The organism is Dactylosporangium fulvum (assembly GCF_025137375.1).
Taxonomy (GTDB): domain Bacteria; phylum Actinomycetota; class Actinomycetes; order Mycobacteriales; family Micromonosporaceae; genus Dactylosporangium; species Dactylosporangium fulvum.
Window position 1 is genome coordinate 8,229,301 of sequence record NZ_CP073720.1, and the last position, 15,167, is coordinate 8,244,467.

The following is a 15,167-nucleotide window of genomic DNA, read 5'->3' on the forward strand; positions in this document are numbered from 1 at the left end:
AGCACGATGCTCAGGGCCACCAGCAGGACGGTCAGCACGTCAAGAGTTTCCGTTCGGCGATGCCAGGCGGGGTTGTCGAATGCCGGGTCCTGATCCGCGCGAGGGCGAATGAGCCGAAACGCGACCTGGGTCGCGCCGGCAAAGATGCCCGTGGTGGCGTGGTAGACGTGGCCCGGCTGCGGCAGAGCGCGAAACGCGGGTGTGCGTTGATCGACAACGAACGCCGCCGGCCGTGCTCGCGTCATTGCGGCGAGTGCCATGACTGCCGACGCGAGTGCCGGCAAGGAAAGCAAGACCGGTATGGCATGCCTGCTGGCACTGTCCGGTGCTGCCAGCAGTGCCAGTCCCACGAAGCCCGCGGCAACGGCTACTGCTACACCAAGAACCAGGCGCGGGTGCCGGGCGGTGCCGGCAAGGCTCGTGGCGAGCACGTCGGCAGCGTATGTGTCGCGACCATTGTGGGGAAGGCCCCCAGCAGACCCGGCCAGCGATCATGTCAAGCACGTGCCGGGACTGGAGAAGACGCCCCGGTCGTGCTCGCGCAGCCGTCGCTCGGCCTCGTCACATGCGTCCGGGCGATATCCTGCCGCTTCTGGCCGACCTGCCTGAGATGCCACCCGGAGCGGAAGGCCACATCCGGCGAGGAGATCATCCATGGGCCTGGGCATCATCGGGCAGGCGGCGGCGCTGTTCGCGGTGACCAACATCGACGACCTGCTGATCCTGGCGCTGTTCTTCGCGCAGGGAGCCGGGCAGGCCGGTTCGGTTCGCCGGGTGGTGACCGGGCAGTACCTCGGCTTCGCCGCCATCCTCGGCGTGGCCTTCGCCGCCGCGTTCGGTGCGACGTTCCTGCCGGAGTCAGTGATCCCGTATCTCGGGCTTCTCCCGCTCGCCCTCGGCATCAAGGCTGCCTGGCAGGCGTGGAAGCACCGCGGCGAGAGCGACGACGACCGGGAGGTCGAGCAGACCGGGCCCCGCGCGCTCGAGGTCGCCGCGGTCACGCTGGCCAACGGCGGGGACAACATCGGCGTCTACGTGCCCGTCTTCGCCACCGCGGGGGTCGGCGGGATGAGTGTGTACGCCGCCGTCTTCCTCGCCCTGGTCGCGGTCTGGTGCGCGGCCGGCAGGTTCTTCGCGACCCGCCCGGTGGTCGCGAGGACGCTCAGCCGCTGGGGGCACGTCCTGCTGCCCGTCGTCCTGATCGGTATCGGCCTGCTGATGCTCATCGAAGGGCTGTGACACCGTCACCACCCGCATGCACTGAGATCACCGCACGCGGCGCCTGATCCGGGCCGGACTGTCGAAGTCCCGGCGCGTCCACTGCGGCCGTAGCAACCATATGGCCTTATGGCCCTCATAGCTTGCTACCAGCAGATTCAACCGCGACGATCGCATGAGCAACTGAGCGCTTGCGAGGCGTCACGGCAGGCTACGTCCATCTTCCCCAGCAGCCCGAGGGACGACGATGTCACCGCTGGATCCGCGGCTTTCTCCCGCCGACGCGTACTACTTCATCGCACACGAGCACATGGTCGGCCGGCGGCGGCTGCATCCACGGATCATCGGGATCGGCCTGGGCGCGGCGCTGCTCGGCGAGTTGATCCTGGCCGGCAGCCTCACCGTCGATGACCGGGGCGTCCACGCCCTGCGGCCGGCGCCGCCCCGCGATCCGTTGCTGCACTCGACGCTGGCCCTGCTGCTCGCCCAGCCGCAGCACCGCGACCCGGCCACGTGGCTGGCGTTCCTCGCCGAGGAAGCGGCCGACCGCGTGGCACAGCGGCTTCAGCTGAGCCGGCGGCTCGAGGTGATCCGGCAGCGGCGGCTGATCGGCATCCGGCGGGTGCTCGTCCCCGTGGACGTCAACGAGGCCGCCTGGGAGTCGGTCCGGCTGGAGCGGCTGCTGAACACCGAGACGCCGATGTGCCAGGCCGACTGCTTCCTGGTCGGGCTGGTGTGGGTGACCGGGCTGATCCCGCACGTCCTCTGGGATCCCGAGATCTCCGTCGTCGGCCGGGCGATCCTGCCCGACGTGGTGGCGGCCCTGCATCCGGCCCTGTACGCCCTCGTCAAGCAGTGCGAGACCGCCGTCGGTCACGCCGTTCTGGCCCCGCGATAACCCCCCGAACCGCGACAGGAGATGGAATGTCCCGATCGAGACACGACGACCGTACCGACATCGTGGCCCGCACGCTGGCCCGCAACCGGCTCGGAGTGCCCGCCGTGGTGTTCTTCGTGCTCGCCGCGGCAGCGCCGTTGACCGTGGTGGCCGGTGGCGCGACGACCGGCTGGGCGGTGACCGGGGTGATCGGCATCCCGGTCGCCTACCTCGCCGTCGCGGCCGTCCTGGCCGTGTTCTCGGTCGGGTACACGGCGATGAGCCGGCGGATCGTGAACTCCGGCGCGTTCTACTCGTACATCGCCCAGGGCCTCGGCCGCGTGCCGGGCGTCGGCGCGGCGTTCGTGGCGCAGCTGGCCTACAACACCATGCAGATCGGGTTGTACGGCGGCTTCGGCGTCGTCCTGGCCGGCCTCCTCGACGACCGGGCCGGCATCGACCTGCCGTGGTGGTGCTGCGCGTTCGCCGCCTGGGCCGTCATCGGCGTCCTCGGGGTGCTGCGGGTCGACGTCAACGGCCGAGTCCTCGCGGTACTGCTGGTCGCGGAGATCGCCGTCGCCGTGGTGTACGGAGCAGTCGCCGTGACGCACCCGGCAGGCGGCACCATCACGTTCGACACCCTCGCCCCGTCCTGGCTGCTCGACACGGGCATCGGTGCCGGGCTGGCCACGGCGATCGCCGGGTTCGTCGGCTTCGAGGCCACCGCCGTCTACGCCGAGGAGACCAAGGACCCCCGCCGCACCGTGCCCCGCGCGACCTACCTGGCGCTGCTCGTGATCGGGCTGCTCTACGCCGCGAGCTCGTGGGCCATGTCCGTGGCCACCGGCCCGGCCGGCATCGTCGACCGGGCGAAGGCGGACGGCACCGAGCTGATGTTCACGATCGTCGCGCCGTACCTGCACCGGGCCTGGCTCGACGTGGGACACGTCCTGTTCGTGACGAGCCTGTTCGCGGCGCTGCTGGCGTTCCACAACACCGTCGCCCGCTACAGCTTCGCCCTCGGCCGCGAACGGGTCCTGCCCGCCTGGCTGGGCGCCACCAGCGCCCGTACCAACGCTCCGGTCTGGGGCTCGCTCACCCAGACCGCCGTCGCCGGGGTCGTCCTCGCCGTGTACTCGGTCAACGGGCTGGATCCGATCCTCTACCTGTTCTTCTGGTGGACCGTGCTCGGTGGCCTCGGTGTGCTCGTCCTCATGACCGCCACCTCCGTCGCCGTCGTCGCGTTCTTCGCCCATCCCGGCAACCGCACCGGCACCGGGCTGTGGTCCCGTGCGATCGCACCCGGCGTGGCCGCGGCCGCCCTGACGTACGTGCTGTGGCTGACCCTCACCCAGTTCGACGTCCTGCTCGGCGTCACCGATCCTGCCTCGCCGTGGCCGGTCGTCCTGCCCGCCCTCTACGGCGCGGCCGCGGTGCTCGGCATGGCGTGGGCGCTCCTGCTGCGGGCACGGTCTCCGCAGCGGTACGCGACGATCGGGCTCGGCGCCGACAGCGCGATCGCGATGTCCTTCACGACGCCGATGCGGGTCGGCGGGGTCGCGCGATGAGCGTCCGCACCGCCGGCCCGGGTGACCTCGGCGCGGTGACCGGAACCCTGGCGGAGGCGTTCCTCGACGGCGACCTCGCCGGCTGGCTGATCCCGGACCGGGCCACCCGCCGGACGGTCTACGCGGGCTACTTCCGCATCTTCGCCGAGTTCTTCCTGGCCCACGGTCTGGTCGAGACCACCGGCGACCTCGACGCCGTCGCCCTGTGGTGGCCCGTCGACCACCGCCTCGACCTTGACATCCCCGGCTACGACGAGCGCCTCGTGAAGGTCTGCGGGCCGGCCGTCGGCCGGTTCGTCCAGCTGGACCTGGCCATGCACAACAGCCATCCCACCGGCCGGCCGCATCACTACCTGGCCTTCCTCGCGGTGCATCCGGACCGGCAGGGCGACGGCCTGGGCAGCACCCTGCTGCGGCACCGCCACGCCCACCTCGACAAGTGGGGCGTCCCGGCCTACCTGGAGGCGACCGGCCCGCGCAACAGGGAGCTGTACGAGCGGCACGGCTACCGGTCATGCGAGCCCATCCGCGTCCCCGACGGCCCGAGCCTGTACCCGATGTGGCGGTGAGACCCCGCGGGGGCCGGTGCCGGGCAGCACCGGCCCCCGCGGGGACGGGCTGCCGCCGACGAGGGACGGCGGCAGCCCCGAGATCGTCAGGCCGGCACTGTCCACCTCTGGTTGGCGCCCGTGGTGCAGCTCCAGATCTGCAGGCGGGTGCCGTCGGCGGAGCTGTTGCCCGTCACGTCGAGGCACTTGTTCGCGTACTGGTTGACGAGCTGCTGGGTGCTCGCGTTGTACGTCCACTTCTGGCTGCTGCCGGTGTGGCAGTCCCACAGGTGCGTGACGGTGCCGTCGGCGGAGCTGGGCCCGCTGATGTCCAGGCACTTGCCGAGCGCACGGATGGTGCCGTCGGCGGCGCGGGTCCACTGCTGCGCGTTGCTGCCGTTGCACGTGTAGAGCTGCACCGCGGTGCCGTTCGCGGTGGCGGCGCCGGCCACGTCGACGCACTTGCCGGCCAGGCCGGTGATCTGGCCCGTGCCACCACCGCCCGGCGGCGGGGTGGTCGGGTTCGAGACGTTGTTCTGCCAGGTGAAGGTGGCGGTCGTACGGGCGGGCAGCGTGTAGACGAAGGACTGCCCGCTCCAGTTCACCCGGATCGACTGGGCGCTCGTGCCGCCGTTGTGCGCGATGAGCGCCTTCGAGCCGTCCGTGTTGCGCCAGGCCACGTTCTGCACGGTGCCGTTGTTCGAGTCGATGCGGACGGCGCCGGGCCGGACGAACTTCGTCAGGTGGCCGGTCGTGTAGTACTCGATGGTGTAGTCGACCTGGCCGGCGCGCGAGCCGCCTTCCTGCACGGTGATGAGGCCGGTGCAGGTGCCGCAGCCGCCGTTGTGCGGGCCCATGTTCTGGTTGAGCGCCAGGCCCCACTTGACGAGGCTGCCGCTCCAGTTCCGGGTGTAGTTGACGATGTCGGCCATGTCCTCGTTGTGCTGGTTGCTGATCCAGGTGCCGCCGGAGTGTTCGGTGCTGAACTGCTTCACCGACGGGTACTGGTTGTGCACCTGGGTGCCGACCGACGGGTCGCCGGCGTAGCCGTGCCACGCGATGCCGCCGAACAGCGGGTCGTTACGCACCCCGGCGTCGGCGAGGATGGGGGCGCCGAAGTTCGCGTAGTCGCCGTAGTTCCAGTCGTGGATGAGCACCTTGGTGGTGATGCCGGCCGCGCGGAACGCCGGGTACACGTGGTTCTTGGTGAACTCGATGAGGCCCGACGAGTTCCAGCTCATGCCCGGGTAGTTCATGGCGGTCGGGTTGCCCGCCTGGCAGCAGTTCGGCTCGTTCTGCACCGAGATGTAGTTCACCGTGACGCCGGCCGCCTGGTACGACTGGACGTACTTCACGAGGTACTGGGCGTACATCGGGTAGTACTCCGACTTGAGCCAGCCCATCTGGTCCATCCGGCCGTTGTCCTTCATCCAGCCGGGTGCGCTCCACGGCACGCCCTTGACCCGCAGCTCCGGGTTGATCTGCTTGGCCTGCTGGGTGAGCAGCCGCACGTTGGTGTCGTAGCCGTTGCTGCCGAAGTCGTTGAGATTGCAGCAGGTGTCGTCGAGCGACACGTTGCCGGGCCGCGACAGGTCGGACGCGCCGATCGGGTTGCGCACGAACGACAGGCCGATGCCGGTGGTCGGGTTGAACAGCTTCTGCATCACCTGGTCGCGGGTGGCCGCGCTGATCGGGCCGCCGCGCAGCAGGTAGGCGGTGGTGTCGGTGATCGACGCGCCGCCGCCCTCGAACGCCTGGTAGGTGACGCCCTCGTTGACGTTGATCGTCTGGTTGGCGGAGCCGCCGGCCGGGCCGAAGCTGATCGACGCCTGCTGCTGGAGGCCTCTGGTGACGTTACGGCCACCGCTGTCCGAGGTGGTCGTCAAATAGACGTTGACGGTCTCCCCCGCGGCGTACGCGCTGGGGGCCAGCACGACGGTGGTGGCCGTGGCAACGACGGCCGCGCCGACTGCGGTAGCGGCGACGATCATGGTGCGGCTGCGGCGGGGGGCGCGGGTGCGGTGCGATGCAGGTGGGGTGGTGCCTGCTGAGGGCATCAACGAAACTCCCTTGCTCGAGACGGTCTCGCCCGCCGGCGGCGTCACGGGACGCCCCGGCGTGAGGTGATCGGCGCTCGGACCCCGTCACGCCTGGGGAAGCGGTGACGGCCCTCGACGGTCTGACGTGTCCGGAGGGCGGCCGGACACGGGCCGACGTGCTGCCGGTCCGCCGCGAGCTGCCCGGTCATCGCGGCGGTGGTACCAGGAAGGAAACACTGCAGCAGGCTATGTGTCAATCAAACGCGTCAACTTTTATGCCTACTTAATGAAAGCCGCGACTCTGCGTGTGACAGCCGGTCACCGCGGTATCAGTATCGACTGGCATCGCTCGCGAGCGGCAATCTCGGGGCCGCCACAGCCGCTAGGATCGGCCGATGATGTAACAACCTATGTAACAAAGGACGTGCCTGTGCGAAAGCGTGCAACGGTCCGGCAACTCGCGGCGGAGACCGGCCTGTCGGTCACCACGGTCTCCCGGGCCCTCAACGGACAGGACAACGTCGCGCCGCGCACCCGGGAGCTGGTGCTGCAGGCCGTCGGGCGCCTCGGCCACCAGGCGCCGCGCCGGCGCACCGACCGCGACGCCATCTACGTGCGGTGCCCGCACCTGCTCTCCGACTACTTCGGCGTGATCGTCTCGGCGATCGCGGAGGCCGCCGATCTGCACGGCATCGAGGTCACGCTCAACGCCGGCGAGGCCGCCCAGCGCAGCGACGCCCTGTCCCGCCTGGCGGGCCGGGCCGGGGTGGGCGGCGCCATCCTCATCCTGCCGCCCGAACCCGGCGAGGATCTCGTCCGCCTGCGCGACCAGGGCGTGCCCTTCGTGGTCGTCGATCCGCGCACCGCTCCCCCGCGCGACATCATGGCCGTCTCCGCCGCCCACTTCAGCGGCGCCCGCAGCCTGATGGCCCACCTGGTCGGGCTGGGACACCGGCGGGTCGGGATCATCGGCGGGCCCCGCGAGTGGCTGGTCACCGACGCCCGGACGGCCGGCTACCTCGCGGCGCTCGCGGACGTCGGCGTCCTGCCGTCGCCGGACCTGATGCGGTTCGCCACCGAGCCGGCCACCGAGCACGGGTACCGCGCCGCGCGTGCACTGCTCGACCGGCCGGACCGGCCCACGGCGCTGGTCGGGTTCAACGACAAGATGGCCGTCGGCGCCCTGCGCGCCGCCGCCGAGCGGGGCCTGCGGGTGCCGGCGGACCTGTCGATCGCCGGCTTCGACGACATCGACGTCAGCCGCGCGACCCAGCCGATGCTCACCACGATCCGCCAGCCGCTCGCCGAGCTCGGCCGGATGGCGGTCACGCTGCTGATGCGCCAGCTCGACCGGCACGAGCACGACGCGCTGCACGTCGAGCTCGCCACCGAGCTCGTCGTGCGCGGCTCCACAGGCCCCGTGCCGGAAGGGCCTGGAGCACCCTAGGTCCGCTACTCGTGATCGTTACGGCGTGACCCGAGGTTGACAGGCAAGTAGCGACTTGCATAACGTCCTGGAGTATCGAGGTCGCGGGTCTGGTCGCGGCGCCTCGACACCCTCGAACGACACCTGGAGGAGAACCTATGGCCCTCGGAACCCTGGAAACGATCGACGACCGCCCGTCGCTGCGCTTCGACCGCACCCTCGCCTACCCGGTCGAGCGCGTGTGGCGGGCCGTCAGCGTGCCGGCAGAGCTCGAGCGCTGGTTTCCCGCAGCCGCCGACTGGACACCGGCGACGGGTGAGACCTTCGAGGCCGGCGGCGCGACCGGCGAGGTGACTGAGGTCGATCCACCCCACCGCCTGGCCTGGACCTACGCCGGCCAGCTCTACAGCTTCGAGCTGGCCGCTCACGGAGACGGCTGTCGGTTGATCTTCACCAACGTCATCGACGACCGCGCGCTCGCAGCGCAGACCGCGACCGGCTGGGAGACCTACCTCTCGCGGCTCGAGCCCCATCTCGCCGGCGGTCACCTCTCCGAAGCGGAGGCACACGAGCCGTGGGGGGAGATTCACGAACGCTACGCCGAGCACTTCGGGGTCGACCCGACGCCGGGACGGCGCTTCGCGGCGGCTCTGCGCGCCGGTCAATGACGCAACAGACGCTAGGTTCGACGCATGACCAGGGTGGCGGAGCGTGTCCGCACGTGGGTCCGGCGACGGCTCGGCGTGCGGATGCGCTCCGCCCTCGCGGCGGCGGCGGTCGTGGCGGTCGCCTCGGTGCTCACCGGCGTCGCGTTTGTGGTCGCGGCCCGGTTCATCCTCACCGGCAACGTCGACCAGTCCACCAGCCAGCGCGCCGCCCAGGTGGTCGGCGCGCTGGGCGACCCTGACCCGGCGAGCCTCATCGCCGTCATGCGCCCGTCTCCCCGGGACCGCACCGTCGTCCAGATCGTCGACCCGGCGGGGCGGGTGGTGGCGGCGTCGGCGGCGATCGGCGGCGCCGGCCCGATCTCCTCGCTGCGGCCCGCGCCGGGCCAGACCCGGCGGGAGCAGCGCCGTCTGGAGACCGCGCACAACGAGTGGTTCCGCGTCGCCGCGGTCGGCGCCACGACCCCGGACGGCCCGCGCACCGTCCTGGTCGCGCAGTCCCTCGACGAGATCGACGACGGCACCGAGGCGGCGATCGGCGCGCTGGCCGTGGGCCTGCCGGTGCTGACGCTGGTCGTGGGCGCGGCCACGTTCCTCTTCGTGGGCCGCACGCTGCGCCCGGTCGACGCGATGCGCCGCCAGGCGGACACCATCACCGCCCGGAACCTGCACACCCGGCTGCCGGTCCCGGCCGCCGCGGACGAGATCGCCGCCCTGGCCACGACGATGAACACCATGCTCGACCGGATCGAGGCCGCCACCGCCGCTCAGCGCCGGTTCGTCGCCGACGCCTCCCACGAGCTGCGCAGCCCGCTCGCCACCGTGCACGCGGGTCTCGACATCCTCGCCGCGGCCGACCTGCCGCCCGCCGCCCGCGCCAACGTGACCCGCATGCACCGGGAGAGCGACCGGATGGCGCGTCTCGTCGCCGACCTGCTGCTGCTCGCCCGCATGGACGAGTCCGGGCTGCCGCTGCGCCGCGCGGACGTCGACCTCGACGACCTCGTCTACGCCGAACGCGAGCGGCTCCGGGCCGAACGACCCGAGCTGCGGATCGTCGCCCACGTCACACCGGTTCGCGTCCACGGTGATCCGCACCATCTCCAGCGGGCCCTGCGCAACCTGCTCGACAACGCCGCCAGGCACGCGAAGAGCACCGTCGAGCTGCGCCTCGCACGTGACGGCGGCACGGCGGAGCTGACCGTGCGCGACGACGGCCCGGGAATCGCGGCGGCGGACCGGGACCGTGTCTTCGGCCGGTTCGTCCGCCTCGACGACGACCGCTCCCGCAGCGGTGGCGGCACCGGCCTCGGCCTACCGATCGCCCGGGACATCGTCGCCGCGCACGGTGGCACGCTCACGGTGGACGACGCTCCGGGCGGCGGCGCACTGCTGCACATCCGGATTCCGGCCTGACCTGGCGCCGCTCGTGGTGGCCGGGCGCCGAGCCTGCTGGCAGCGACGTTCAACCTTCTCTCAGGATTCGCCGCCTACCGTTCGCCGGGAACCGTCGAGACCCGAGGAGACCCGATCCGTGCTGGCCCAGTCCCTGACCCTCGCGGTCGGCCCCCAGTTCCTCGACCCCGAGTGGCTCATCTCCACCTTCGGCCTGATCGGGATCCTGGCGATCGTCTTCGCGGAGTCCGGCCTGCTGATCGGTTTCTTCCTGCCGGGTGACTCGCTGCTGTTCACCACGGGCCTGCTGGTCGCCGGCGAGCAGTACCTCCACCAGCCGCTGTGGCTCGTCTGCCTGCTCATCGCCGTCGCGGCGGTCGCCGGGGACCAGACGGGGTACCTCTTCGGCAGGCGGGTCGGCCCGGCGCTGTTCCGCCGCCCCGACGCCCGGCTGTTCAAGCAGGCCAACCTGTGCAAGGCCCAGGAGTTCTTCGCACGGTACGGCGCCCGCTCGATCGTCCTGGCCCGGTTCGTGCCCGTGGTGCGCACGTTCACCCCGATCGTCGCCGGGGCCGGCGGGATGCACTACCGCACGTTCGTCGTTTACAACGTGCTCGGCGGTGCGGTGTGGGGCACCGGCGTGACGGTGCTCGGCTACTTCCTCGGCCAGGTCGCGTTCGTGCGGGACAACATCGAACTGATCCTTATCGGCATCGTCGCGCTCTCCGTCATCCCGATCGCCGTCGAGCTGCTGCGGGCCCGCGCCCGCTCGCGCCGGTCCGCACACTCCTGAGCGCCGGGCGACGCAGGATGATGGGCACCGGAATCTGATGGGCGCCGGATTGGAGGACACGGTGCGGGTGCTCGTCGTCGAGGACGAGACAGGCCTCGCCGAGACGATCAAGGACGGCCTCGGCGCGGAGGGCTTCACGGTCGACCTCGTGCACACCGGTGTCGACGGTCTCTGGGCTGCGACGGAGACGCCCTACGGCGCCTACGACGCCATCGTCCTCGACATCATGCTGCCCGGGCTGTCCGGCTACGAGGTGTGCCGGCGGCTGCGCGCGCAGGAGGTCTGGACGCCGGTGCTCATACTCACCGCGAAGGACGGCGAGTACGACCAGGCCGACGCCTTCGACCTCGGCGCCGACGACTACATCGTCAAGCCGTTCTCCTTCGTGGTGCTGGTCGCCCGGCTGCGGGCGCTCATCCGCCGGGGCGCACCCGAGCGCCCCGTCGTGCTGAGCGCCGGCGATCTGCGCCTGGACCCGGTGCAGCGGCGCGTGACCCGGGGCGCCGACGAGATCTCCGTGACGGCGCGGGAGTTCGCGCTGCTGGAGTTCCTGCTCCGGCACCCCGGCGACGTGCTCAGCCGGACGGCCATCCTCGAGAACGTCTGGGACGCACACTTCGACGGCGACCCCAACATCGTCGAGGTCTACGTCGGATATCTGCGGAAGAAGATCGACCACCCGTATGGCCGCAGCGCCATCCGCACCGTCCGCGGGGCCGGCTACCGCCTGGATCCCGACGGCGGCTGAACCCGCTCAACCTGGCCGGCCGCCTGCCGATGTCCGGTGTGAACCCCCTTCGCACCGATCGGATGTGGAACGACACCATGCGGACTGGCTCTGACTCGCAGCGTGCCGCCGGCCCGGCGGGCTGGCTCGCCGACCGCCGGATCCGGACCAAGATCCTGTTCGCGCTCACCGCGATGGCGCTGACCGCCGTGCTCACCGGCGGCTTCGCGCTGTCACGGATGTCGGTGACGGACAAGCAACTCGGCGAGATCCGCGAGCACAACGTGCAGGCCCTCCTGCTGCTCAGCCAGATCCGCGGTGCCCAGTCGATGATCAACCACAACGACGCCGTGCGGCTCAGCTCCCCGGAGGACCCGAACGCCCAGGCCGCCGCCGCCCGGGGCACCGCCGTGGCGATCGAAGAGCTCGACACCGCCCTGGCCGCCTACCAGCGCCAGCACAAGAGCCCCGAAGCCCAGCGGATCGCCGACGAGTTCACGAGCCTGTGGCAGCAGTTCAAGGACGCGATGGCCGCAGTCCAGGCCGGTCGGGCGCCGACGATCGACTTCAACGTCGTGGTCCCCGGGATGGAGGACGCGATCGACAAGCTCTCCGCGGAGGAGGCGACCGAGGTCGAAGCGGCGGTCGACTCCGCACACTCCCAGTACTCGACGGCCCGGCTCCAGGTGCTGCTGACGCTCGTGACCGGCCTGGTCGTGGCGACGGCGCTCGCGCTGGTCGTGTCGGCGTCGATCACCCGCCGCCTGACGCCGGTCGTCACCGCCATGGACGCGATGGCCGACGGCGACCTGTCACGGACCGCCGCGGTCGGCGGCCGGGACGAGATCGGCACGATGGCCGGCGCGGTGAACCGGGCCACCGCGAGTGTCCGCGAGACCGTCGGCGCGCTCGCCCGCAGCGCGGACCTGGTGGCGCGCAGCTCCAGCCAGCTCGACTCGGTCACCGCCGGGGTGGCCGGCAGCGCCCGGTCGGTGTCGGAGCGGGCCGGGACCGCGGACCGCACCGCGTCGCAGGTGTCGGACAACGTGCGGACGGTCGCCGAGGCGTCGGAGCAGATGTCGGCGTCGATCCGCGAGATCGCCCGCAACGCCAGCGAGGGCGCTCTGGTCGCCGAGCAGGCGGTCACGGTGGTCAGCACCACCAACCGGACCGTGACGAAGCTCGGCCAGTCGTCGGCCGAGATCGGCAACGTGGTCAAGGTGATCACCTCGATCGCCGGGCAGACCAACCTCCTCGCGCTCAACGCCACCATCGAGGCGGCCCGGGCGGGCAAGGCGGGCAGGGGCTTCGCCGTCGTCGCCGGCGAGGTGAAGGAGCTGGCCCAGGAGACGGCCCGCGCCACCGAGGACATCGCCCGGCGGGTCCAAGCCATCCAGGCCGACACCGACAGCGCGGTCGCGGCGATCGAGCAGATCAGCACGATCATCGGGCAGATCAGCCAGTACCAGACCTCGATCGCCTCGGCGGTCGACGAGCAGACGGCCACCACCGGCGAGATGACCCGCAACGTCGGCGCGGCGGCCGGGGGTGCGAGCAGCATCGCCACGACGGTCGCGGAGGTCGCCTCGGCGGCCGAGGAGACCAACCGCAGCGTGGCCGCGGGCCGTGCGGCGACCGCGGAGCTCGCCGACCTGTCCCGCGAGCTGCAACGGCTGGTCGCCCGCTTCACCCACTGACGTCATCCGCCGGCCGAGCGGACCGCCTCCGGCGCGGGGGCCGGCACGGCCCGCGCGGCCGGGCGGGCCGGCCACCAGAACCGCTCGCCCAGCAGCAGTGCGATGGCCGGCACGACGACGGTGCGCACCAGGAGGGTGTCGAGCACGACGCCGATGCCGACGATGACGCCGATCTGGGTCAGCACGATCACCGGGAGCACGCCGAGCACCGTGAAGACCGCGGCCAGCAGGATGCCGGCCGACGTGATGACCCCGCCGGTGGCGGCGAGCGCCCGCACGACGCCGGCCCGGGTGTCGCCGCGTTCGGCGGCCTCCTCCCGGGCCCGGGTGACCAGGAAGATGTTGTAGTCGACGCCGAGCGCGACGAGGAAGAGGAAGCTCAGCAGCGGCACGGCCGCGTCGAGCGCCGGGATGCCCAGCACGTGCTCCAGCAGCACGCTTGCCGCGCCGAGGCTCGCCGTGTAGCTGACGATGACGGTCACGAGCAGCAGCACCGGCGCCACCAGGGAGCGCAGGAGCACGACGAGCACCACGAGGACGACCAGCAGCACCAGCGGTACGACCACCGCGTCGTCCCGCACGTTGGCGTCGCGCTCGTCGAGGTCGGCCGCGGGCGCGCCGCCGACGAGCGCCCCCGGCACCCCGGCGAGGGCGGTGCGCAGGCGGCGCACCGTGTCGTCGGCCGCGGCGGTGCCCGAGCCGTCGGTGAGGTCGACGCGGAACTTCACCAGCTGCCCGTCGTCGGAGCGCTCGGGCGCACCGACGGCGGCGACACCCTCGACGCCGGGCAGCGCCGCGCGGGCCCGGTCGGAGGCGCCGGCGGCGACAACGACGGTGACCGGCTGGGACGCGCCGGCCGGGAAGTGCCGGGCGAGCGCCTGCTGCCCGCTGACCGACTCGACCTCGGTCCGGAACTGTTCGGTCTGCGACAGGCCGACGGACGTGCCGAGCAGCCCGAGCGTGAGCGCGGCGAGCGCGAGTGACGCGCCGGCGAGCACCCGCACCGGGCGCCGGCCGACGGCTCGGGCGACGCGGGACCACACGCCGCGGGTGGTCGGGTCGTCGCTGCCCAGCTTCGGCACGAACGGCCAGAAGACGCCCCGGGGCAGGCTGACCAGCGCGGCCGGGAGCACCACCAGGCCGAAGACCAGCGCGACGGCCACGCCGATCGCGGCGGAGACCCCCAGCGTGCGGTTGCTGGTCAGGACCGCGGCGAGCAGGGTGAGCAGCGCGAGGATCACGGTCGCGGCGCTGGCGACGATCGCCGGCGCGGCGCCGCGGAGCGCGTCGGCCATCGCACCCCGCCGCGACCCGGTGCGGCGCAGTTCCTCGCGGTAGCGCGCGATGAGCAGCAGCGCGTAGTCGGTGCCGGCGCCGAACACGAGCACCGAGACGATGCCGCTGATCGAGGCGTCCGTGCGCTCGCCGGCCAGCCGGGCCACCCAGGGCAGCAGCTTCGCCACGACCTGGTCGCCCACGCCGATGACGACGAGCGGCACGATCCACAGGATCGGGCTGCGGTACGTGACGAGCAGCAGGACGGCGACCACACTCGCCGTCGCGATCAGCAGGGTCACGTCGGCGCCCTCGAAGGCGGCGGCGATGTCCCGGCCGAACGCGGGTCCGCCGGTAACGTGCGCGGTGAGTCCGGACGGCAGGGCCGCGCCGGACCGGGAGCCGTCGTGGACGGTCGCGCGGACCCGGTCGACCGCCTGCGTCGTCGCGGCGTCGTCGAGGCCGTCGCCGAGCGGGACGGCCAGCAGGGCGGCCCGCCCGTCCTCGGCGGGGACCGGCGGCGGCAGCTGCCCGCCGAGTGCCTCGGCCGTCCTCGCGATCGCCGCCCGGTCCGCGTCGGTCAGGGTGCCGTCCGCCCGCTCGAACACGACGATCACGGCCTGCGCGCGGCCGCTGGGGAACCGGCCGGTCAGCTCGGTGACCCGGGTCGACTGCTTGCCGGCGGGCAGCCCGTCGGTGGCGTCCTTGGCCGGTTGCTCGGGCGAGGTGAGGAACACCAGCGTGGTGAGGCCGACGGTCACGAGCAGGATCAGGATCGCGCCGAGCCGGCTGGTGACCGCGGCCGCCACACGAGCACCCATCACACTTCCTTCGACCGACGAATAGTTCGACCGTCGAATCATAGCCCCGCACCGACGCGACAACCGACGCAGGCACCGTGCGCCGGCCCGCTGTCTCCCGGCACCTCAAGGTGCTCAA

The 15,167-nt window shown here is 71.9% G+C and carries 12 protein-coding genes; 10 read left to right on the plus strand and 2 right to left on the minus strand.

The features are described 5' to 3' along the window. The first annotated feature begins 654 nt into the window (after window positions 1-654). The 4 genes from Dfulv_RS37650 (at window position 655) to Dfulv_RS37665 (ending at window position 4,232) form a co-directional block, all read left to right on the plus strand. Complete coding sequence (locus Dfulv_RS37650; RefSeq protein WP_259858583.1) at window positions 655-1,239, plus strand: cadmium resistance transporter; 585 nt, start codon at window positions 655-657, stop codon at window positions 1,237-1,239. A gap of 226 nt (window positions 1,240-1,465) precedes the next feature. After that, on the plus strand, window positions 1,466-2,116 hold the full coding sequence (locus Dfulv_RS37655) for a GOLPH3/VPS74 family protein (RefSeq protein WP_259858584.1): 651 nt from the start codon (window positions 1,466-1,468) through the stop codon (window positions 2,114-2,116). Window positions 2,117-2,142: 26 nt separating this feature from the next. Continuing rightward, the gene (locus Dfulv_RS37660) at window positions 2,143-3,663 is read left to right on the plus strand and encodes an APC family permease (RefSeq protein WP_259858585.1); all 1,521 of its coding nucleotides are present in this window, start codon (window positions 2,143-2,145) and stop codon (window positions 3,661-3,663) included. Beyond that, complete coding sequence (locus Dfulv_RS37665; protein ID WP_259858586.1) at window positions 3,660-4,232, plus strand: GNAT family N-acetyltransferase; 573 nt, start codon at window positions 3,660-3,662, stop codon at window positions 4,230-4,232. The genes Dfulv_RS37660 and Dfulv_RS37665 overlap by 4 nt, the downstream gene beginning before the upstream one ends. An 86-nt stretch (window positions 4,233-4,318) precedes the next feature. Here Dfulv_RS37665 and Dfulv_RS37670 read toward each other — a convergent pair whose 3' ends face one another. Further along, entirely contained in the window at window positions 4,319-6,202 is a 1,884-nt protein-coding gene (locus Dfulv_RS37670) for a ricin-type beta-trefoil lectin domain protein (RefSeq protein ID WP_259858587.1), read from the minus strand. Window positions 6,203-6,680: 478 nt separating this feature from the next. Here Dfulv_RS37670 and Dfulv_RS37675 point away from each other — a divergent pair, with 478 nt between their 5' ends. The 6 genes from Dfulv_RS37675 (at window position 6,681) to Dfulv_RS37700 (ending at window position 12,953) form a co-directional block, all read left to right on the plus strand. Further along, entirely contained in the window at window positions 6,681-7,697 is a 1,017-nt protein-coding gene (locus Dfulv_RS37675) for a LacI family DNA-binding transcriptional regulator (protein ID WP_259858588.1), read from the plus strand. 137 nt (window positions 7,698-7,834) lie between these two features. Continuing rightward, complete coding sequence (locus tag Dfulv_RS37680) at window positions 7,835-8,344, plus strand: SRPBCC domain-containing protein (RefSeq protein ID WP_259858589.1); 510 nt, start codon at window positions 7,835-7,837, stop codon at window positions 8,342-8,344. 24 nt (window positions 8,345-8,368) lie between these two features. After that, window positions 8,369-9,757, plus strand: a complete 1,389-nt coding sequence (locus Dfulv_RS37685; protein ID WP_259858590.1) for a sensor histidine kinase — start codon at window positions 8,369-8,371, stop codon at window positions 9,755-9,757. A gap of 118 nt (window positions 9,758-9,875) precedes the next feature. After that, on the plus strand, window positions 9,876-10,529 hold the full coding sequence (locus Dfulv_RS37690; RefSeq protein WP_259858591.1) for a DedA family protein: 654 nt from the start codon (window positions 9,876-9,878) through the stop codon (window positions 10,527-10,529). 61 nt (window positions 10,530-10,590) lie between these two features. After that, on the plus strand, window positions 10,591-11,277 hold the full coding sequence (locus Dfulv_RS37695) for a response regulator transcription factor (protein ID WP_259868855.1): 687 nt from the start codon (window positions 10,591-10,593) through the stop codon (window positions 11,275-11,277). 77 nt (window positions 11,278-11,354) lie between these two features. Then, on the plus strand, window positions 11,355-12,953 hold the full coding sequence (locus Dfulv_RS37700; RefSeq protein ID WP_259858592.1) for a HAMP domain-containing methyl-accepting chemotaxis protein: 1,599 nt from the start codon (window positions 11,355-11,357) through the stop codon (window positions 12,951-12,953). Window positions 12,954-12,955: 2 nt separating this feature from the next. Here the strand turns inward: Dfulv_RS37700 and Dfulv_RS37705 are convergent, their stop codons facing one another. Beyond that, a complete protein-coding gene (locus tag Dfulv_RS37705; RefSeq protein WP_259858593.1) occupies window positions 12,956-15,049 on the minus strand; it encodes an MMPL family transporter in 2,094 nt (697 codons plus the stop codon). Between the last annotated feature and the right edge of the window lie 118 nt (window positions 15,050-15,167).

Bases quoted from the DNA above. Each gene is read 5' to 3' on its own strand.
- Dfulv_RS37705 (WP_259858593.1), bottom strand. From the start codon at position 15,049: ATGGGTGCTCGTGTGGCGGCCGCGGTCACCAGCCGGCTCGGCGCGATC.
- Dfulv_RS37680 (WP_259858589.1), top strand. From the start codon at position 7,835: ATGGCCCTCGGAACCCTGGAAACGATCGACGACCGCCCGTCGCTGCGC.
- Dfulv_RS37650 (WP_259858583.1), top strand. From the start codon at position 655: ATGGGCCTGGGCATCATCGGGCAGGCGGCGGCGCTGTTCGCGGTGACC.
- Dfulv_RS37700 (WP_259858592.1), top strand. From the start codon at position 11,355: ATGCGGACTGGCTCTGACTCGCAGCGTGCCGCCGGCCCGGCGGGCTGG.
- Dfulv_RS37660 (WP_259858585.1), top strand. From the start codon at position 2,143: ATGTCCCGATCGAGACACGACGACCGTACCGACATCGTGGCCCGCACG.
- Dfulv_RS37655 (WP_259858584.1), top strand. From the start codon at position 1,466: ATGTCACCGCTGGATCCGCGGCTTTCTCCCGCCGACGCGTACTACTTC.
- Dfulv_RS37665 (WP_259858586.1), top strand. From the start codon at position 3,660: ATGAGCGTCCGCACCGCCGGCCCGGGTGACCTCGGCGCGGTGACCGGA.
- Dfulv_RS37670 (WP_259858587.1), bottom strand. From the start codon at position 6,202: ATGATCGTCGCCGCTACCGCAGTCGGCGCGGCCGTCGTTGCCACGGCC.
- Dfulv_RS37685 (WP_259858590.1), top strand. From the start codon at position 8,369: ATGACCAGGGTGGCGGAGCGTGTCCGCACGTGGGTCCGGCGACGGCTC.